This is a genomic window from Enterobacter sp. N18-03635 (assembly GCF_004006055.1).
GTDB lineage: Bacteria > Pseudomonadota > Gammaproteobacteria > Enterobacterales > Enterobacteriaceae > Enterobacter > Enterobacter vonholyi.
This window is the reverse complement of the sequence record NZ_CP034769.1, coordinates 2,555,191-2,573,055: the sequence shown is the minus strand read 5'-3', so window position 1 is coordinate 2,573,055 and position 17,865 is coordinate 2,555,191. Positions and strand designations below refer to the sequence as shown.

20 protein-coding genes are annotated in these 17,865 nt (G+C 53.6%); 13 read left to right on the top strand and 7 right to left on the bottom strand.

Annotated features, from left to right (window positions below; translation table 11 throughout):
* The first annotated feature begins 7 nt into the window (after positions 1–7).
* On the top strand, positions 8–883 hold the full coding sequence (rluB, locus tag ELK40_RS12995) for a 23S rRNA pseudouridine(2605) synthase RluB (RefSeq protein ID WP_127731301.1): 876 nt from the start codon (positions 8–10) through the stop codon (positions 881–883).
* 35 nt (positions 884–918) lie between these two features.
* On the opposite strand, the gene cobO is transcribed toward rluB, so the two are convergent.
* Positions 919–1,509, bottom strand: a complete 591-nt coding sequence (gene cobO / locus ELK40_RS12990; protein ID WP_045908891.1) for a cob(I)yrinic acid a,c-diamide adenosyltransferase — start codon at positions 1,507–1,509, stop codon at positions 919–921.
* Entirely contained in the window at positions 1,506–2,267 is a 762-nt protein-coding gene (locus tag ELK40_RS12985) for a YciK family oxidoreductase (protein ID WP_127731299.1), read from the bottom strand. Before ELK40_RS12985 ends, cobO begins: the two co-directional genes overlap by 4 nt.
* A gap of 251 nt (positions 2,268–2,518) precedes the next feature.
* On the opposite strand from ELK40_RS12985, the gene sohB reads away from it, so the two are divergent.
* Entirely contained in the window at positions 2,519–3,565 is a 1,047-nt protein-coding gene (sohB, locus tag ELK40_RS12980; protein ID WP_127731297.1) for a protease SohB, read from the top strand.
* 34 nt (positions 3,566–3,599) lie between these two features.
* Here the strand turns inward: sohB and ELK40_RS12975 are convergent, their stop codons facing one another.
* Positions 3,600–3,851, bottom strand: coding sequence for a YciN family protein (locus tag ELK40_RS12975; RefSeq protein WP_003856804.1), 252 nt, complete (start codon positions 3,849–3,851; stop codon positions 3,600–3,602).
* A 399-nt stretch (positions 3,852–4,250) separates the two neighbouring features.
* On the opposite strand from ELK40_RS12975, the gene topA reads away from it, so the two are divergent.
* From topA to acnA, 6 genes are all read left to right on the top strand, one after another.
* A complete protein-coding gene (gene topA / locus ELK40_RS12970; RefSeq protein WP_115875434.1) occupies positions 4,251–6,848 on the top strand; it encodes a type I DNA topoisomerase in 2,598 nt (865 codons plus the stop codon).
* Positions 6,849–7,035: 187 nt separating this feature from the next.
* Positions 7,036–8,010: an HTH-type transcriptional regulator CysB gene (gene cysB / locus ELK40_RS12965; RefSeq protein ID WP_008502814.1), complete on the top strand. Its 975-nt coding sequence runs from the start codon at positions 7,036–7,038 to the stop codon at positions 8,008–8,010.
* 338 nt (positions 8,011–8,348) lie between these two features.
* Positions 8,349–8,489 carry a YmiA family putative membrane protein gene (locus tag ELK40_RS12960; RefSeq protein ID WP_213327741.1) on the top strand — a complete coding sequence of 47 codons (141 nt, stop codon included), beginning with the start codon at positions 8,349–8,351 and terminating at the stop codon, positions 8,487–8,489.
* A gap of 2 nt (positions 8,490–8,491) precedes the next feature.
* Positions 8,492–8,662, top strand: coding sequence for a hypothetical protein (locus ELK40_RS22720; RefSeq protein WP_032656727.1), 171 nt, complete (start codon positions 8,492–8,494; stop codon positions 8,660–8,662).
* A 138-nt stretch (positions 8,663–8,800) separates the two neighbouring features.
* Positions 8,801–8,899, top strand: coding sequence for a small membrane protein YmiC (ymiC, locus tag ELK40_RS22885; protein ID WP_032623144.1), 99 nt, complete (start codon positions 8,801–8,803; stop codon positions 8,897–8,899).
* A gap of 161 nt (positions 8,900–9,060) precedes the next feature.
* On the top strand, positions 9,061–11,736 hold the full coding sequence (gene acnA, locus ELK40_RS12955) for an aconitate hydratase AcnA (protein WP_115875433.1): 2,676 nt from the start codon (positions 9,061–9,063) through the stop codon (positions 11,734–11,736).
* Positions 11,737–11,773: 37 nt separating this feature from the next.
* Here the strand turns inward: acnA and ribA are convergent, their stop codons facing one another.
* Positions 11,774–12,364 carry a GTP cyclohydrolase II gene (gene ribA / locus ELK40_RS12950; protein WP_008501210.1) on the bottom strand — a complete coding sequence of 197 codons (591 nt, stop codon included), beginning with the start codon at positions 12,362–12,364 and terminating at the stop codon, positions 11,774–11,776.
* 197 nt (positions 12,365–12,561) lie between these two features.
* Here ribA and pgpB point away from each other — a divergent pair, with 197 nt between their 5' ends.
* The 5 genes from pgpB to yciH all read left to right on the top strand — a co-directional run bounded on the left by pgpB (position 12,562) and on the right by yciH (position 16,211).
* Positions 12,562–13,329, top strand: a complete 768-nt coding sequence (gene pgpB, locus ELK40_RS12945; protein WP_115876076.1) for a phosphatidylglycerophosphatase B — start codon at positions 12,562–12,564, stop codon at positions 13,327–13,329.
* 148 nt (positions 13,330–13,477) lie between these two features.
* A complete protein-coding gene (locus tag ELK40_RS12940; protein ID WP_127731295.1) occupies positions 13,478–13,786 on the top strand; it encodes a LapA family protein in 309 nt (102 codons plus the stop codon).
* Between the two features lie 6 nt (positions 13,787–13,792).
* Positions 13,793–14,962, top strand: coding sequence for a lipopolysaccharide assembly protein LapB (gene lapB, locus ELK40_RS12935; RefSeq protein ID WP_115875429.1), 1,170 nt, complete (start codon positions 13,793–13,795; stop codon positions 14,960–14,962).
* A gap of 185 nt (positions 14,963–15,147) precedes the next feature.
* Positions 15,148–15,885: an orotidine-5'-phosphate decarboxylase gene (pyrF, locus tag ELK40_RS12930; protein WP_023335943.1), complete on the top strand. Its 738-nt coding sequence runs from the start codon at positions 15,148–15,150 to the stop codon at positions 15,883–15,885.
* On the top strand, positions 15,885–16,211 hold the full coding sequence (gene yciH / locus ELK40_RS12925) for a stress response translation initiation inhibitor YciH (protein WP_111965953.1): 327 nt from the start codon (positions 15,885–15,887) through the stop codon (positions 16,209–16,211). Before pyrF ends, yciH begins: the two co-directional genes overlap by 1 nt.
* Positions 16,212–16,316: 105 nt before the next feature.
* On the opposite strand, the gene osmB is transcribed toward yciH, so the two are convergent.
* The 3 genes from osmB to ELK40_RS12910 all read right to left on the bottom strand — a co-directional run bounded on the left by osmB (position 16,317) and on the right by ELK40_RS12910 (position 17,777).
* Positions 16,317–16,535 carry an osmotically-inducible lipoprotein OsmB gene (osmB, locus tag ELK40_RS12920; protein WP_008501216.1) on the bottom strand — a complete coding sequence of 73 codons (219 nt, stop codon included), beginning with the start codon at positions 16,533–16,535 and terminating at the stop codon, positions 16,317–16,319.
* A 263-nt stretch (positions 16,536–16,798) separates the two neighbouring features.
* On the bottom strand, positions 16,799–17,551 hold the full coding sequence (locus tag ELK40_RS12915; RefSeq protein ID WP_127731293.1) for a DNA-binding transcriptional regulator YciT: 753 nt from the start codon (positions 17,549–17,551) through the stop codon (positions 16,799–16,801).
* A gap of 43 nt (positions 17,552–17,594) precedes the next feature.
* The gene (locus tag ELK40_RS12910) at positions 17,595–17,777 is read right to left on the bottom strand and encodes a hypothetical protein (protein ID WP_111965955.1); all 183 of its coding nucleotides are present in this window, start codon (positions 17,775–17,777) and stop codon (positions 17,595–17,597) included.
* Positions 17,778–17,865: the final 88 nt, after the last annotated feature.

Here is a 17,865-nt window from a genome sequence, read left to right as displayed (position 1 = left end):
AAGCTCAATGAGCGAGAAGTTACAGAAAGTGCTGGCGCGTGCCGGCCACGGTTCACGCCGTGAAATCGAAGCCATTATTGAAGCGGGCCGCGTGAGTGTGGACGGTAAAATCGCCACGCTGGGTGACCGCGTAGAAATCGTACCGGGGCTGAAGATCCGTATCGACGGTCATCTTATCTCCGTGAAAGAGTCCGCTGAACAAATCTGCCGCGTGCTGGCTTACTACAAGCCGGAAGGCGAGCTGTGTACCCGCAATGACCCGGAAGGTCGCCCGACGGTGTTTGACCGTCTGCCTAAACTGCGTGGCGCTCGCTGGATTGCCGTTGGTCGTCTGGACGTGAATACCTGCGGTCTGCTGCTGTTTACCACCGATGGTGAACTTGCAAACCGTCTGATGCATCCAAGCCGTGAAGTGGAACGTGAATACGCGGTGCGCGTGTTCGGCCAGGTTGATGAGAATAAACTGCGCGATCTCTCGCGTGGCGTTCAGCTGGAAGACGGTCCTGCGGCGTTCAAAACCATCAAGTTTACCGGTGGGGAAGGCATTAACCAGTGGTACAACGTGACCCTGACCGAAGGCCGCAACCGCGAAGTGCGTCGTCTCTGGGAAGCGGTAGGCGTGCAGGTTAACCGCCTGATCCGCGTCCGTTACGGCGACATCCTGCTGCCGAAAGGCCTGCCGCGCGGGGGGTATACCGAACTGGATCTGACCCAAACCAACTACCTGCGCGAGCTGGTCGGCCTGACGCCGGAAACCACCTCTAAAGTGGCGGTGGAAAAAGATCGTCGTCGTATGAAGGCGAATCAGATCCGTCGCGCCGTGAAGCGCCACAGCCAGGTGAGCAGCAGCCGCCGCTCCGGCAGCCGTAATAACAACGGTTAACGTAAAAGCCCGGTGAAGACTCCGGGCTTTTTTCTTTAGTAATCAATCCCAATTTGCGCTTTGATGCCCGCATCAAACGCATGTTTAACCGGACGCAGCTCGCTGACGGTATCTGCCAGCTCCAGAATATCCCGATGACACCCGCGGCCCGTGATGATGACCGTCTGATGGGCGGGACGGTCTTTCAGTGCATTAAGCACGTCTTCCAGCGGCAAATAGTCGTAGGCGACCATATAGGTGATCTCATCCAGCAGAACCATATTGAGTGACGGATCGGCCAGCATTCTTTTAGCGTGCTCCCAGACGGCCAGACAGGCTGCGGTATCGGTTTCGCGGTTCTGGGTGTCCCACGTAAATCCGGTCGCCATCACCTGAAACTCAACCCCGTGGGGCTCAAGCAGATTACGCTCGCCGTTAGGCCACTCACCTTTAATAAACTGGATAACGCCGACCTTCTGCCCGTGGCCGACGGCGCGGGTAGCGGTGCCAAACGCGGCGGTGGTTTTGCCTTTGCCGTTGCCGGTAAAGACGATGACGATCCCTCGCTCGTCCTGTGCTGCCGCGACGCGCGCATCGACCTGTTCTTTCAGACGCTGCTGGCGCTGCTGATGACGTTCTTCACTCATTGCGAAATTCCTGGTTTACGGCCCGGCTGGGCGTCGAAGGTCATCCCGGTTTTGCGGCGGCTGTCGTCGCCCATCAGCCAGAGATAGAGCGGCATAATGTCTGCCGGGGTTTTCAGCTTCTGCGGATCTTCGCTCGGGAACGCGCTGGCGCGCATTTTGGTGCGCGTACCGCCAGGGTTAATGCAGTTTACGCGCAGATGGCGGCTTTGATACTCCTCCGCCAGTACCTGCATCATGCCTTCGGTCGCGAATTTGGATACGGCATAGGCTCCCCAGTTTGCGCGTCCCTCGCGGCCAACGCTGGAAGAGGTGAAGACCAGGGACCCTGACTCGGACTTGAGTAATAAAGGAAGCAATGCCTGTGTGAGGAAAAACGTGCCGTTAACGTTGACCTGCATCACCTGCTGCCAGATATCAGGATCCTGTTCATCCATCGGACGCACTTCACCTAACAAGCCGGCGTTATGAAGTACGCCGTCGAGTCTCGGATAGTGAGCGCTAATGCGCTGGGCTAATTCCTGGCACACTGCGGGCGTGCAGGTCAGTAAATCGAGGGTATACCACGGAGCTGGCGTACCAGATACCGACTCAATCTCCTGAGCGACGCTTTTCAGTTTTTCTTCGTTGCGCCCAATCAGAATGACGTTCGCGCCGTATTCGGCGTATGTCAGGGCCGCCTCGCGACCAATCCCGTCGCTGGCACCGGTGACAAGAATAATCCGGTTTTGCAGCAGATTTTTTTGCGGTTGATAATGCACGGTAACTCCTCAGGCGACCGGTGACGCAATGGCGCCTTTATGATGACTTTTCGGCTTTATGCCCGAATTCGCCTGATAATTCAATCAGTCTACAGGACGCATTACTGTAAAATTAACAATTTGCAAATATTTAAACTCCAGTTCGGGGATTCCTGAAGGCGGCTCGCAGAGGTAATGTCACGAGCGAGACGCATGGGCAGGGCTGTTGTACACTGCCGTGAAAGATTCGTGGTTAAATCAAGGTGGAACGCGTGGAATTACTTTCTCAATATGGGTTGTTTTTGGCCAAAATCGCGACGGTGGTGATTGCCATTGCGGTGGTTGCCGTTCTGATTGTCAACCTGACGCAGCGTAAGCGTCAGCGTGGAGAGTTACGCATCACCCGCCTGAGCGAGCAGTATAAAGAGATGCAGGATGATATGTCTCTGGCGCTGCTTGATAGTCATCAACAGAAACTCTGGCTGAAAGCGCAGAAGAAAAAGCATAAACAGGAAGCTAAAGCGGCAAAAGCAAAAGCAAAACTCAATGCGCCGCAGGATAAGGCCACGCCACGGGTCTATGTGCTCGATTTTAAAGGCAGTATGGATGCGCATGAGGTTTCTTCTCTGCGGGAGGAGGTGACTGCCGTTCTGGCCGTGGCGACACCGCAGGATCAGGTTGTCGTGCGTCTTGAAAGCCCGGGCGGGGTGGTTCACGGTTACGGACTGGCCGCCTCACAGCTGCAGCGCCTGCGTGAAAAACAGATCCCGCTGACCGTGGCCGTAGATAAAGTGGCAGCGAGCGGTGGCTACATGATGGCCTGCGTGGCGGACAAAATTGTGGCCGCGCCGTTCTCCATTATCGGCTCGATCGGCGTGGTAGCGCAGATCCCGAACTTTAACCGCTTTCTGAAAAATAAAGAGATTGATATTGAACTTCACACCGCGGGTCAGTACAAACGTACCCTGACGCTGCTGGGGGAAAATACGGAGGAAGGGCGCCAAAAATTCCGTGAGGATCTCAACGAAACGCATCATCTCTTTAAAGATTTTGTGCACCGTATGCGCCCGACGCTGGACATTGAGCAGGTCGCGACTGGCGAGCACTGGTACGGCGTTCAGGCGCAGGAGAAAGGGCTGGTGGATGAAGTCGGAACCAGCGACGATCTTCTGCTCAACCTGATGGAAGGCCGGGAACTGGTTGGCGTGCGCTTTACACAGCGCAAACGACTGATGGACCGCTTTACCAACAGTCCGGCAGAAAGTGCTGACCGCCTGCTGCTGCGCTGGCTACAGCGCGGACAAAAACCGCTGCTGTAAACAAAAACGCGAGGCACATGCCTCGCGTTTTGCGTTAATCGACCAGGTGATATTTCTCTGAAAGCGTATGCGCCAGATATTTAAACATGTTAAACACGGCGGTGCTTTTCGGGGTCGGCAACCCCTGTTCGTCAAGGAAGTATTCGCCGCTGAAAACCAGCACCCCATTGCGCTGTTCTACGCCGGTGGCTTCAATACCCGCCAGGGTATCTTCATGGTCCCGGATAAGCTTGTTTGCTTCGATAAGCAGAGAGGCTCGGTCAATAGGTTGGGTCGTATTCTGCATAATCCACTCCTTAAACAGTGACAATAGTCTACGCCGGGGGCGCTTTGGGGGCAAATTTTCCCTGTAATGTGAGGGGATAAGCTGCAGGGGCCTGGCTGGCGGGATTTGCTTTTGCATGCTAATAAAGTTGCGTAACGAATTTTATCAGGTAGAGTGTGCGCTTTCGTCATTCTGGCAACAGAATTGCTTGACATTCAACCGGGAATTCGTCACGAATTACACGAGATGTGAGAAAAATACCCGAGAACTCAATCACCTGGGCGTCTTTTCTTTAACGCCCGGTAAGACAAAGGGGTTGATATCTCCTGACGCAGTCGCAATATCATTGGCTCGTCGTCAGCGGAAGGGAAATCAACGTGCGGCGTATTCCTGGAAGAATTAAATTAGGTAAAGGTGAATATGGGTAAAGCTCTCGTCATCGTTGAGTCCCCGGCAAAAGCCAAAACGATCAATAAGTATCTGGGTAATGACTACGTGGTTAAGTCCAGCGTGGGTCATATCCGCGATTTGCCGACCAGTGGCTCAGCCAGCAAAAAGAGCGCAGACTCTACCTCCACCAAAGGGGCTAAAAAGCCTAAAAAGGATGAACGTAGCGCGCTTGTCAACCGCATGGGTGTTAACCCATGGCATAACTGGGATGCACAATATGAAGTGCTTCCAGGGAAAGAAAAAGTCGTTAACGAGCTGAAGCAGCTTGCTGAAAAAGCAGACCACATCTATCTCGCAACCGACCTTGACCGCGAAGGGGAAGCCATTGCGTGGCACCTGCGGGAAGTGATTGGTGGTGATGACAAACGCTACAGCCGTGTAGTGTTTAACGAAATTACGAAGAATGCGATTCGTCAGGCGTTTGAGAAGCCGGGCGAACTGAATATTGACCGTGTAAACGCCCAGCAGGCACGTCGCTTTATGGACCGCGTTGTGGGCTACATGGTTTCTCCACTGCTGTGGAAGAAGATTGCCCGTGGCCTGTCCGCAGGGCGTGTGCAATCCGTCGCCGTGCGTCTGGTCGTTGAGCGTGAGCGCGAGATTAAAGCCTTCGTCCCGGAAGAGTTCTGGGAAGTTGACGCCAATGTGACCACGCCGGGCGGTGACGCTCTGCCGCTGCAGGTCAGCCATCAGAACGATAAGCCTTTCCGTCCAGAAAACCGCGACCAGACTATGGCCGCCGTGGCGCTGCTTGAAAAGGCACGCTATCAGGTGCTGGAACGTGAAGACAAACCGACCAGCAGTAAGCCGGGTGCGCCGTTTATCACCTCCACCCTGCAACAGGCTGCAAGCACGCGTCTGGGCTACGGCGTGAAGAAGACCATGATGATGGCCCAGCGTCTGTATGAAGCGGGCTACATCACCTACATGCGTACCGACTCAACCAACCTGAGTCAGGACGCGGTCAACATGGTGCGCGGCTACATCAGTGACAACTTCGGTAAGAAATACCTGCCCGAAAGCGCTAACCAGTTCGCCAGCAAAGAGAACTCTCAGGAAGCGCACGAAGCGATTCGTCCTTCTGACGTTTCGGTGTTAGCGGAATCGCTGAAAGATATGGAAGCCGACGCGCAGAAGCTGTATCAGCTGATCTGGCGCCAGTTCGTGGCGTGCCAGATGACGCCAGCGCAGTACGACTCCACCACGCTGACCGTCGGCGCGGGTGAGTTCCGTCTTAAAGCTCGCGGTCGTATCCTGCGTTTTGACGGCTGGACGAAAGTGATGCCTGCGCTGCGTAAAGGCGATGAAGACCGAACGCTGCCGGCAGTGAACAAAGGGGATGCACTCTCGCTGGTTGACCTCGTGCCTGCTCAGCACTTCACCAAGCCGCCTGCGCGCTTCAGTGAAGCATCCCTGGTGAAAGAGCTGGAAAAACGCGGTATTGGTCGTCCTTCGACCTACGCGTCCATCATCTCGACGATTCAGGACCGTGGCTACGTGCGCGTTGAAAACCGCCGTTTCTATGCGGAAAAAATGGGTGAGATCGTCACCGACCGTCTGGAAGCAAACTTCCGCGAGCTGATGAATTACGATTTCACCGCGCAAATGGAAGACAGCCTCGACCAGGTAGCCAGCCATCAGGCGGAATGGAAAAAGGTACTCGACAGCTTCTTCAGCGACTTTACCGACCAGCTTGAAAAAGCGGAGAAGGATCCTGAAGAGGGCGGCATGCTGCCTAACCAGATGGTTCTGACCAGCATCGACTGCCCAACCTGCGGCCGCAAGATGGGGATCCGCACCGCAACCACGGGCGTCTTCCTTGGCTGCTCCGGCTATGCGCTGTCGCCAAAAGAGCGCTGCAAAACCACCATCAACCTGGTGCCAGAGAACGAAGTTCTCAACGTGCTGGAAGGTGACGATGCAGAAACCAACGCGCTGCGCGCCAAGCGTCGCTGCAAAAAATGCGGCACGGCAATGGACAGCTACCTGATCGATCCAAAACGTAAGCTGCACGTCTGCGGTAATAACCCGACCTGCGACGGATATGAGATCGAAGAAGGTGAGTTCCGCATTAAGGGCTATGATGGCCCGATCGTTGAGTGCGAGAAGTGCGGTTCTGAAATGCACCTGAAAATGGGGCGCTTCGGTAAGTACATGGCGTGTACCAACGACGAGTGTAAAAACACGCGCAAAATTCTGCGTAACGGCGAAGTGGCTCCGCCGAAGGAAGATCCGGTTCCGCTGCCAGAGCTGCCTTGTGAGAAATCCGACGCGTACTTCGTGCTGCGTGACGGTGCTGCCGGTGTGTTCCTGGCGGCCAACACCTTCCCGAAATCACGTGAAACGCGCGCGCCGCTGGTGGAAGAGCTGTATCGCTTCCGCGATCGCCTGCCGGAAAAACTGCGCTATCTGGCCGACGCGCCACAGCAGGATCCAGAAGGCAACAAGACCGTTGTGCGTTTTAGCCGTAAAACCAAGCAGCAGTATGTTGCGGCAGAGAAAGAGGGTAAAGCGACGGGATGGTCAGCTTTCTTTGTCGATGGCAAATGGGTTGAAGGCAAGAAATAATCTTCCCTTACCGTAACTTACCTGTAAAAGGGCCGGATTTCCGGCCCTTTTTTATTGCCTTGTTATTATTTTTTGTTCCGTACTATACAGTCAGGCTATAAATGATATAGTGGTTATAGTTAACCTGTTTCTTATTATTAAATCGTCTTAAGCGATTGACCGCATGCGCTAAATCGGATGGTCTGGCATGAAATTACAGCAGCTTCGTTATATCGTTGAGGTGGTGAATCATAACCTTAACGTCTCTTCTACCGCCGAGGGGTTGTATACCTCGCAACCGGGCATCAGCAAACAAGTTCGTATGCTGGAGGATGAACTAGGTATCCAGATATTTGCCCGCAGCGGTAAGCATCTTACCCAGGTGACGCCTGCGGGGCAGGAAATCATCCGCATTGCGCGGGAAGTTCTCTCTAAAGTCGATGCGATCAAGTCTGTGGCGGGGGAGCATACCTGGCCTGATAAAGGCTCGCTGTATATTGCCACGACGCATACTCAGGCGCGCTATGCGTTACCCGGCGTCATCAAAGGCTTTATAGAGCGTTATCCTCGCGTCTCTTTGCATATGCACCAGGGGTCGCCAACGCAAATCGCTGAAGCCGTTTCCAAGGGGAATGCAGACTTCGCCATCGCCACCGAAGCGCTTCACCTCTATGACGATCTGGTGATGCTCCCGTGCTACCACTGGAACCGTTCTATCGTGGTCACCCCCGATCACCCCCTGGCAGGTAAAGGGTCGGTCACTATCGAAGAGCTGGCCCAATATCCCCTGGTGACGTATACGTTTGGCTTTACCGGACGCTCCGAGCTTGATACGGCCTTTAACCGGGCAGGGTTAACGCCGCGAATTGTCTTTACCGCGACGGATGCCGACGTGATTAAGACCTACGTGCGGCTTGGTCTGGGAGTGGGTGTTATTGCCAGCATGGCGGTGGACCCGGTGTCAGACCCTGACCTGGTGCGTCTTGATGCGCACGATGTTTTCAGTCATAGCACCACTAAGATTGGCTTCCGTCGTAGCACCTTCCTGCGCAGCTATATGTATGATTTTATTCAGCGCTTTGCCCCTCATTTAACGCGTGACGTTGTTGATACCGCCGTTGCATTACGCTCAAATGAAGATATTGAAGAGATGTTTAAAGACATCAAACTCCCCGAAAAATAATCACACCCGGTATCTTTCCCTAAGGGAAAGATACCGAAATAACGCCTCAAAGCTAAATTAGAATTATCATCATCTACGTATCCCCTGTCATATAATGTCATTATCCATTTAATCAGTAAGGTTATAATGTCGTGAATTGGCGACAAAAGTAGAAACTAATTTACGCCTTCGCAAATTTTTCTTTTCAATTATTTATTTCTGGTCAAAAGAATGAATATTTCATACCTTCCGGTGCGTAAATTCACTGGCTTTTAGGCTAAAGTTTCTTTAGGATTTATCTCAATAGATGATTAATTGTACCAATTGTTTGGTCCTAAATGATAAGCGATGTCGATTGTATGAGGTTAGCAATGCCTTCAGGAAGTGAAGAACCGCAAAGGGATCCTGCGCTCAAGCGTAAAGCCTGGCTGGCGGTCTTTCTCGTCTCTACCCTGTTTTGGGTGGTGGTTGCTCTCCTGGCCTGGAAATATTGGGGTTGAATATGGCAGTGACGGTACGTACAGAAACGGTAAAACAGATGTGTCAGCATCGTGACAACGGCCACAGAGGGCGTAAAGCGCCTGCGACTGTTGTACCCGCGTCCTGGAAACTGACGCCGCAGCAGCAAGCGTTTATTGATGTGTTCGCAGAAGACGAACCCAAAAAACAATAATTTAGTTTATTGCGTAATGATGCAAATAGTCTGAATATCGACTCTGCACTTTTGTACTCTTTAATAAATACACATCAGCAATATAGCACTGAGGACAAACCTCGGAACTTTTTATAAATAATGCCTGGTGTCCCTATGATGAATAACATGACGTCTCACAAATACTGGTCATGGATCGGCGTTTTTACCGTGTCGATTCTGTTCTGGAGTCAGCTCATCTGGTTGGCCCTCCACTAAATTGTAAAACCTCGCTACGGCGGGGTTTTTTGTTTTCCCGTTCGGGACCAATCCTAAATTTATCAATTTGGGTTGTTATCAAAACGTTACGACATCTTTGTGTTATCTTTAATTACGGCCCTGATGATTGTCGGGGCATCTCTGTGATTAAGGAGGAGCTTATGTCGTTAACCCTACGCGAAGCCAGTAAGGACACATTACAGGCAGAAAATAAAACCTGGCATTACTACAGCCTGCCGCTGGCTGCCAGAACGCTTGGGGACATTTCGCGTTTACCCAAGTCATTGAAAGTTTTACTGGAAAATCTTTTGCGCTGGCAGGACGGTGACTCTGTCACCCTCGATGATATCAAGGCGCTGGCAGGGTGGCTTGAAAATGCCCATGCCGACAGAGAAATTGCCTATCGCCCGGCCAGGGTGCTGATGCAGGACTTTACCGGTGTCCCTGCCGTCGTTGATTTAGCCGCGATGCGCGAGGCCGTTAAGCGTCTCGGCGGAGATACGGCAAAAGTGAATCCGCTTTCCCCTGTTGACCTTGTCATTGACCACTCCGTAACCGTTGACCGCTTTGGCGATGATGACGCCTTTGGCGAGAACGTGCGTCTCGAGATGGAGCGTAACCACGAGCGGTATGTATTCCTGAAGTGGGGACAGCAGGCGTTCAGCCGGTTCAGCGTGGTCCCGCCGGGTACCGGGATTTGTCACCAGGTTAACCTTGAATATCTGGGGAAAGCCGTCTGGAGTGAGTTGCAGGATAAAGAGTGGGTCGCCTATCCGGACACGCTGGTGGGCACGGACTCCCATACCACTATGATTAACGGTCTGGGCGTGTTGGGCTGGGGCGTCGGCGGTATCGAAGCAGAAGCGGCCATGCTCGGCCAGCCGGTGTCCATGCTTATTCCTGACGTGGTGGGCTTCAAGCTTACCGGTAAGCTGTCTGAAGGCATTACTGCCACCGATCTGGTGCTCACCGTCACTCAGATGCTGCGTAAGCATGGTGTGGTGGGCAAGTTTGTAGAATTCTACGGTGATGGTCTGGATTCGCTGCCGCTGGCAGACCGTGCCACCATTGCCAATATGGCGCCGGAATACGGTGCAACCTGTGGCTTTTTCCCCATTGATGATGTCACGCTGGAATACATGCGCCTTAGCGGGCGCAGCGAAGAGCAGGTCGCGCTGGTGGAGGCCTATACCAAAGCGCAGGGCATGTGGCGAAACCCGGGTGATGAACCGGTCTTCACCAGTACGCTAGAACTCGATATGGGAAGCGTCGAGGCGAGCCTCGCCGGGCCGAAACGTCCGCAGGATCGGGTTGCGCTGAGTGACGTGCCAAAAGCCTTTGCCGCCAGCAATGCGCTGGAGGTGAACGTGGCGCAGAAAGACCATCGCCCCGTAGACTATGTTCTGAACGGACATCAGTATCAGCTCCCGGATGGCGCGGTAGTTATTGCAGCCATTACCTCTTGCACCAACACTTCGAACCCAAGCGTGTTAATGGCGGCTGGTTTGTTGGCTAAAAAGGCGGTAGAGCTTGGGCTAAAACCTCAGCCATGGGTCAAGGCCTCGCTGGCACCGGGTTCCAAAGTGGTATCGGATTACCTGGCGCAGGCCAAACTGACGCCGTACCTTGACGAACTGGGCTTTAACCTCGTGGGCTACGGCTGTACGACCTGTATTGGTAACTCCGGCCCGCTGCCTGAACCCATTGAAACGGCGATCAAGCAGGGTGACCTGACGGTAGGCGCGGTCCTGTCCGGTAACCGAAACTTTGAAGGGCGTATTCACCCGCTGGTGAAAACCAACTGGCTCGCCTCGCCGCCGCTGGTTGTGGCATATGCCCTGGCAGGGAACATGAATATCAACCTGGCGACCGATCCGATTGGTCACGATCGCAAGAATGACCCTGTCTACCTGAAAGATATTTGGCCATCATCGCGTGAAATCGCGCTGGCCGTTGAGAAGGTTTCTACCGAGATGTTCCGTAAAGAATACGCGGAAGTCTTTGAAGGCACGCCGGAATGGAAAGCCATCAACGTTGCAGGTTCGGATACCTATGGCTGGCAGGATGACTCGACCTATATTCGTCTGTCGCCGTTCTTTGATGAGATGCTCGCCGAGCCGGCACCGCTTAAGGATATCCACGGCGCGCGCATCCTGGCGATGCTGGGAGATTCCGTCACGACGGACCATATCTCTCCGGCGGGGAGTATCAAAGCCGATAGCCCGGCGGGCCGTTACCTGCAGAGCCGGGGCGTCGAGCGTCGCGATTTTAACTCCTACGGATCGCGTCGCGGCAACCATGAGGTCATGATGCGCGGGACCTTTGCCAACATCCGCATTCGTAACGAAATGGTACCGGGCGTGGAAGGGGGCATGACCCGTCATCTGCCGGGGACGGAAGTCGTGTCGATTTATGATGCGGCGGTCAAATATCAGCAGGAAGGTACGCCGCTGGCGGTGATCGCCGGGAAAGAGTACGGTTCCGGCTCCAGCCGCGACTGGGCGGCGAAAGGTCCGCGTCTGCTTGGCGTTCGCGTGGTCATCGCCGAATCGTTCGAACGTATTCACCGTTCGAATCTGATCGGTATGGGGATCCTGCCGCTTGAGTTCCCGCAGGGCGTGACGCGTAAAACGCTGGGCCTGACCGGGGAAGAGCTGATTGAGATTAGCGGTCTGCAAAGCCTGCAGCCGGGTAAAACGGTGCCGGTGAAGTTAACCCGTGCAGACGGGAAAACCGAGGTGCTGGATTGCCGGTGCCGTATAGATACGGCAACCGAGCTGACCTATTACCAGAACGACGGCATTTTACATTATGTGATTCGTAAGATGCTGGATTGATGATACGAGCCCGGCACGCGTGCCGGGCTTTTTAGCATCACTCTTTCAGCAAATGGCCCATTTTGGCGGCTTTAGTATCAAGGTAGTGGGCGTTTTTCGGGTTACGGCCGACAATCAGCGGTACACGCTCGACGATGTTGATCCCCGCTTCGGTCAGGATCTCCACTTTTTTCGGGTTATTGGTCAGCAGGCGAACTTCGTCCACGCCCAGCAGCTTGAACATATCGGCGCACAAGGTGAAGTCGCGTTCGTCAGCTGCAAAGCCGAGCTGATGGTTTGCTTCAACCGTATCGTAGCCCTGATCCTGAAGCGCGTAGGCGCGAATTTTATTTAGCAGGCCAATATTACGACCTTCCTGACGGTGATAAAGCAGCACGCCGCGGCCTTCTTCTGCAATATGAGACAGGGCGGCTTCCAGCTGGAAACCACAATCACAGCGCAGGCTGAACAGCGCGTCGCCGGTGAGACACTCTGAATGGACGCGGGACAGTACCGGCGTCTGCCCTGAAATGTCGCCATACACCAGCGCGACATGATCCTGTCCGGTTGCCAGTTCTTCAAAACCCACCATCAGGAAATCGCCCCATGGGGTTGGCAGTTTGGCTTCTGCCACACGTTTAAGCTGCATGTGATTCTCCAGAGTAGGCTGACACGTTTCGTGCCTTTGCCCTGTTTTGCTTTCTGTATCAGTTCATTTTGCCACAAGCTCGGCAGGTTCGCCTAATGGGCACCATGCTATATGAACGTTAAACGCACGATCCGACATATCCACTCAAAGGATTAATTTCAGTTATGATTGTGACGCTTAGCGAAAAAGGAGAAGACATGCTTTCAATCGCCAGACGTACGGCAGCAGGTGCGGCCATTTTACTGATTATGCCTCTGACCGTATGGCTTTCAGGCTGGATGTGGCAGCCCGGGCATAATGCCATGTGGCTGAAAACCTTATACTGGATAACGGAAACGGTCACCCAGCCGTGGGGAATAATTACCCACGTACTCCTGTGCGCCTGGTTTCTGTGGTGCCTGCGATTTCGCCTGCGTGCGGCACTGATGCTCTTTGCTATCCTCGGTGGCGCTATCATTGTCGGTCAGGGGGTGAAGTCCTGGGTGAAGGATCGCGTTCAGGAGCCGCGTCCTTTTGTCGTCTGGCTGGAAAAAACCCATCATGTTCCGGTGGATGAGTTCTACAATTTAAAGCGTAAAGATCGTGGCGCGCTGGTAAAAGAACAGCTTGCGGAACAGCAGGATATCCCGAAATTCTTGCGTAAACACTGGCAGAAAGAGACGGGGTTCGCGTTTCCTTCGGGTCACACCATGTTTGCGGCCAGCTGGGCGTTACTGGGGGTTGGGCTGCTTTGGCCAAGGCGACGAACGATTACGATTGCGATTTTACTGGTCTGGGCGACGGGGGTTATGGGAAGCCGCTTGCTGCTGGGGATGCACTGGCCGCGCGACCTGGTCGTCGCCACGCTCATCTCATGGCTGCTGATCGTGCTGGCGACCTGGCTCACTGAACGATTCTGCGGCCCGCTAACGCCACCGCCAGAAGAGAAAGAAGAAATAGCCGAAAGGGACCAAACCGACGCCTGACGGTTGATATTCCGTATATTGCCCATAGATCCATGACCTGCGCGTCACTTTTTCCGTTTCGCGCTCGTCGCTAAAATGGTAGTTTATAAGGCTGATTGCGGTAAATTGAACACACTTTATTCGCTTGAACCACATAACGGGAAGTAATGTGAAATATTTACTCATTTTCTTACTGGTATTGGCGATTTTTGTCATTTCAGTCACGTTGGGTGCACAAAACGATCAGCAGGTGACGTTTAACTATCTGCTGGCTCAGGGTGAGTATCGCGTATCGAGCCTGCTGGCGGTCTTATTTGCTGCCGGCTTTGCCATTGGCTGGCTGGTTTGCGGTCTGTTCTGGCTGAAAGTCCGTGTTTCGCTTGCGCGCGCTGAACGTAAAATTAAGCGACTTGAAAATAACATTGCCCCTGCGTCTGACATCCCGGGAAGCTCTGGCGTGCCGGTCGTGAAGGAATAATCGACTATGCTGGAGTTGTTGTTTCTGCTTTTGCCTGTAGCCGCAGCCTATGGCTGGTATATGGGCCGCAGAAGTGCGCAACAAACAAAACAGGATGAGGCCAATCGGCTCTCCCGCGACTACGTTGCGGGGGTAAACTTCCTCCTGAGCAATCAGCAGGACAAAGCGGTAGACCTGTTCCTCGATATGCTGAAAGAGGATACCGGGACGGTTGAAGCGCATCTCACCCTGGGAAACCTGTTCCGCTCGCGCGGCGAGGTTGACCGCGCCATTCGTATTCACCAGACGCTGATGGAAAGCGCCTCTCTGACCTACGATCAACGTCTACTTGCAGTGCAACAGCTGGGGCGGGATTACATGGCCGCGGGGTTATACGATCGCGCTGAAGATATGTTCTCCCAGCTTGTGGATGAAACAGAGTTCCGCATCGGCGCGCTGCAGCAGCTCCTGCAGATTTATCAGGCCACCAGCGACTGGCAGAAAGCCATTGATACGGCTGAACGTCTGGTGAAGCTGGGGAAAGATAAGCAGCGCGTTGAGATAGCCCATTTCTACTGTGAGCTTGCGCTTCAGCAGATGGGCAATGACGACATGGATAAAGCCATGGCGTTACTGAAGAAAGGTGCTGCCGCGGACCGCAACAGCGCGCGAATCTCCATCATGATGGGGCGCGTGTTTATGGCGAATGGCGACTACGCCAAAGCCGTTGAAAGCCTGCTGCGGGTGATCGACCAGGACAAAGAGCTGGTCAGTGAAACGCTGGAAATGCTGCAAACCTGCTATCAGCAGCTGGATAAGCAGGAAGAGTGGGTAGCATTCCTGCGTCGCTGCGTGGAAGAGAACACCGGCGCCACCGCTGAACTGATGCTCTCAGACGTCGTGGAGAAGTATGAGGGAAGCGACACCGCGCAGGTTTACATTACGCGTCAGCTGCAGCGTCATCCGACCATGCGGGTCTTCCATAAGCTGATGGATTACCACCTTAACGACGCGGAAGAAGGGCGCGCCAAAGAGAGCCTGATGGTGCTGCGCGACATGGTTGGCGAGCAGGTGCGCAGCAAGCCACGCTATCGTTGTCAGAAGTGTGGTTTTACCGCGTATACGCTCTACTGGCACTGTCCTTCCTGCCGCGCCTGGTCCACTATCAAGCCAATCCGTGGCCTGGACGGGCAGTAATTTTTTAAAAGCCTTTATTTTAGTTACAACATACTGATGGCTTTTAACGCTTTCTCAACACGGTGCGGTTTGCTGGCCTGTCAGGGAAATAAATGGATTCTGTCAATTTGCGACGACGGCAGGTAGAATGCTGGCCGTTTATCTGTTCCGCGCCGCTGCGCGCCCATAGACGAAAAGGGCTGGTCATGACGTCTGTTACATCCTCCACTTCCCGAGTAATTACGGATTCTCCTGTTGTTGTTGCGCTTGATTACAATAAGCGTGACGCTGCACTGGCGTTTGTCGACGGCATTGACCCTCGCGACTGCCGTCTGAAAGTTGGCAAAGAGATGTTCACGCTGTTTGGACCGCAAATCGTTCGCGATCTGCAGCAGCGCGGCTTTGACGTTTTCCTCGATCTGAAATTCCATGATATCCCGAATACCACGGCGCACGCCGTTGCCGCAGCCGCAGAGTTGGGCGTATGGATGGTTAATGTCCACGCGTCGGGTGGGGCAAGAATGATGACCGCTGCCCGTGAGGCGCTCCTGCCGTTCGGTAAAGATGCACCGTTGCTGATTGCGGTCACCGTGCTGACCAGTATGGACGAAAACGATTTACGCGACCTGGGTGTGACGTTGTCACCAGCAGAGCACGCTGAGCGCCTCGCGCGTCTGACCCAGCATTGCGGCCTGGATGGCGTCGTCTGCTCCGCGCAGGAAGCGGTACGTTTCAAATCAGCGCTGGGCAAGGATTTTAAACTCGTCACGCCGGGTATCCGTCCTGCAGGCAGCGACGTGGGCGATCAGCGCCGCATTATGACGCCTGAGCAGGCGCTGGCTGCAGGCGTTGACTACATGGTCATCGGGCGTCCTGTGACGCAGTCTGCAAACCCGGCTGAGACGCTTAAGGCTATTAACGCATCGCTGAAGAAGGGGGCGTAATGACCGATTCCAACAGCCGCCTGGTCTATTCAACCGATAGCGGGCGTATTGACGAACCGAAAGCGAAAGTGGAACGTCCAAAGGGGGACGGCATCGTTCGGATCCAGCGCCAGACCAGTGGACGAAAAGGAAAAGGGGTTTGTCTAATCTCCGGCATTGACCTTGATGATGCTGAACTGACAGCGCTGGCTGCCGATCTGAAAAAGAAATGTGGCTGCGGCGGTGCCGTGAAAGACGGCATTATTGAAATCCAGGGTGATAAACGTGATTTAATTAAATCTCTGCTGGAAGCCAAAGGTATGAAAGTCAAACTGGCAGGCGGCTAAAATAAATGAGCCACGGCAAATGCCGTGGCTCGTGTTATATACGTGCGTATGTCAGACCTGAAATGCGTTTAAATATCGCATTACCGGGGAAGGCTTGGATAATTATTATTTGCCAACCTGGTGACCGATAATACCACCGACGGCAGCGCCACCTAATGTACCCAGCGTACTACCATCCGTTAATACTGCACCACCGAGAGCACCGGCACCGGCACCAATAGCGGTGTTACGGTCGCGTTTAGACCAGTTAGAGCACGCGCTCAGGGACATTGCTACAGTGATTGCCAGAACAGCGGCGGCTAATTTTTTGCTGGTTAAGGTCATAATACTTTCTCCTGAATTATCGATTCACGGAAAGATGTACGCATTAAGTATAGACGAATCGAATACTTAATTCTTTTTCCCGTGAAAGCTGGTCGCGCAGGCGTTACTTCATCACGCAGGTGATAGTCACTTCCTGTTATATCGCTAACAGTAATTTTACGACTTTAATGCAGGTTAAACAGGTAAAAACTCTTAAAGCAGGGTTAAGAATCATCTCAGAGAAAGAAGGGCGTATGCGCCCGAAGTTCGGGCGCGGAGGGGAGTCAGGCGCTGGTTTTAATAATATTGACGATCAGACCACTCTCTTCCAGTTTATTACGGTGCGCGTCGCTCAACCGCTCGTCGGTAATCACACGGCTAAAGCGTGAAACGGGGCCCATCGTGTAAGGGTGAACGGCGCCAAATTTAGAGCTGTCGGTCAGCACAATGGCTTCACACTCTTTTTCCAGCACGGCATTCACCACGTCGGAGCGCATCATATCCCGGCCGGTAAAACCTGTCTCCGGCTGCCAGCCGTCAATCCCAATAAAGGCCTTGCTGAAATGAACCTGCTGGACGTACTGACGGGTCAGCGGGCCTACCATGCTTTCGCTTTTTTTCTGGTAAATTCCGCCGAGCAGTATCACCTCGCAGCGCGTCTCTTTGAGCAAATGCGCGATATAGCTGCTGACGGTGATGATGGTCACGTCTTTTTGATCGGCAAGCGTGCGCGCCAGAAGGGCATTACTGCTGCCGTTTTCAATAAAGACGGTCTCGCCGTTGTTCACCAGGGACGCGGCAAATTCAGCCAGTTCACGTTTGAGCGCGTAGTTGTTCATCATGCGCGTCTCAACGTCATCACTGTCCAGAGGGACAGCATATCCGTGCGCGCGACGCAGGTAGCTCTGTTTTTCCAGTAGATTAAGATCCTGACGGATGGTGACTTCAGAAACGCCAGTGGTTTTAGCGAGATCGACTACGCTTACGCGTCCCTGATCGATGACCATCTGCAAAATGAGTTGTTGTCGGGAATTCATAGCATCCATTTAATAAAGCGAAACGAGGTCGGAGACAGTGGGGTTAAACTTCCCACGGCGCTTTTGGCTGTCCGTTTTCAGGCGTATTGTCAGCGCCATTCTGAGCGAGAAGTTCAGACTTCAGGATCTCGAGATTACGGATAGCAGAGTGGTAATCGCCTGCCACCAGGATATCCAGCACGGTATCAATACGTTGTGCTACAGCTTGTGCGTCAATTGTCGACATAATCTCACTCCAGGCGCGAAAAGTTAATATTTTCAATGATGCAGAAATTAGGGTCAAAAGAGAAGGGAAAAAATGCAATAACTAAATT

Excerpts from the sequence above, each read along its gene's own strand:
- rluB (WP_127731301.1), top strand. The coding sequence starts at position 8 with ATGAGCGAGAAGTTACAGAAAGTGCTGGCGCGTGCCGGCCACGGTTCA.
- cobO (WP_045908891.1), bottom strand. The coding sequence starts at position 1,509 with ATGAGTGAAGAACGTCATCAGCAGCGCCAGCAGCGTCTGAAAGAACAG.
- ELK40_RS12975 (WP_003856804.1), bottom strand. The coding sequence starts at position 3,851 with ATGCAGAATACGACCCAACCTATTGACCGAGCCTCTCTGCTTATCGAA.
- topA (WP_115875434.1), top strand. The coding sequence starts at position 4,251 with ATGGGTAAAGCTCTCGTCATCGTTGAGTCCCCGGCAAAAGCCAAAACG.
- cysB (WP_008502814.1), top strand. The coding sequence starts at position 7,036 with ATGAAATTACAGCAGCTTCGTTATATCGTTGAGGTGGTGAATCATAAC.
- ELK40_RS12960 (WP_213327741.1), top strand. The coding sequence starts at position 8,349 with ATGAGGTTAGCAATGCCTTCAGGAAGTGAAGAACCGCAAAGGGATCCT.
- ELK40_RS22720 (WP_032656727.1), top strand. The coding sequence starts at position 8,492 with ATGGCAGTGACGGTACGTACAGAAACGGTAAAACAGATGTGTCAGCAT.
- ymiC (WP_032623144.1), top strand. The coding sequence starts at position 8,801 with ATGAATAACATGACGTCTCACAAATACTGGTCATGGATCGGCGTTTTT.
- acnA (WP_115875433.1), top strand. The coding sequence starts at position 9,061 with ATGTCGTTAACCCTACGCGAAGCCAGTAAGGACACATTACAGGCAGAA.
- ribA (WP_008501210.1), bottom strand. The coding sequence starts at position 12,364 with ATGCAGCTTAAACGTGTGGCAGAAGCCAAACTGCCAACCCCATGGGGC.
- pgpB (WP_115876076.1), top strand. The coding sequence starts at position 12,562 with ATGCTTTCAATCGCCAGACGTACGGCAGCAGGTGCGGCCATTTTACTG.
- lapB (WP_115875429.1), top strand. The coding sequence starts at position 13,793 with ATGCTGGAGTTGTTGTTTCTGCTTTTGCCTGTAGCCGCAGCCTATGGC.
- pyrF (WP_023335943.1), top strand. The coding sequence starts at position 15,148 with ATGACGTCTGTTACATCCTCCACTTCCCGAGTAATTACGGATTCTCCT.
- yciH (WP_111965953.1), top strand. The coding sequence starts at position 15,885 with ATGACCGATTCCAACAGCCGCCTGGTCTATTCAACCGATAGCGGGCGT.
- osmB (WP_008501216.1), bottom strand. The coding sequence starts at position 16,535 with ATGACCTTAACCAGCAAAAAATTAGCCGCCGCTGTTCTGGCAATCACT.
- ELK40_RS12915 (WP_127731293.1), bottom strand. The coding sequence starts at position 17,551 with ATGAATTCCCGACAACAACTCATTTTGCAGATGGTCATCGATCAGGGA.
- ELK40_RS12910 (WP_111965955.1), bottom strand. The coding sequence starts at position 17,777 with ATGTCGACAATTGACGCACAAGCTGTAGCACAACGTATTGATACCGTG.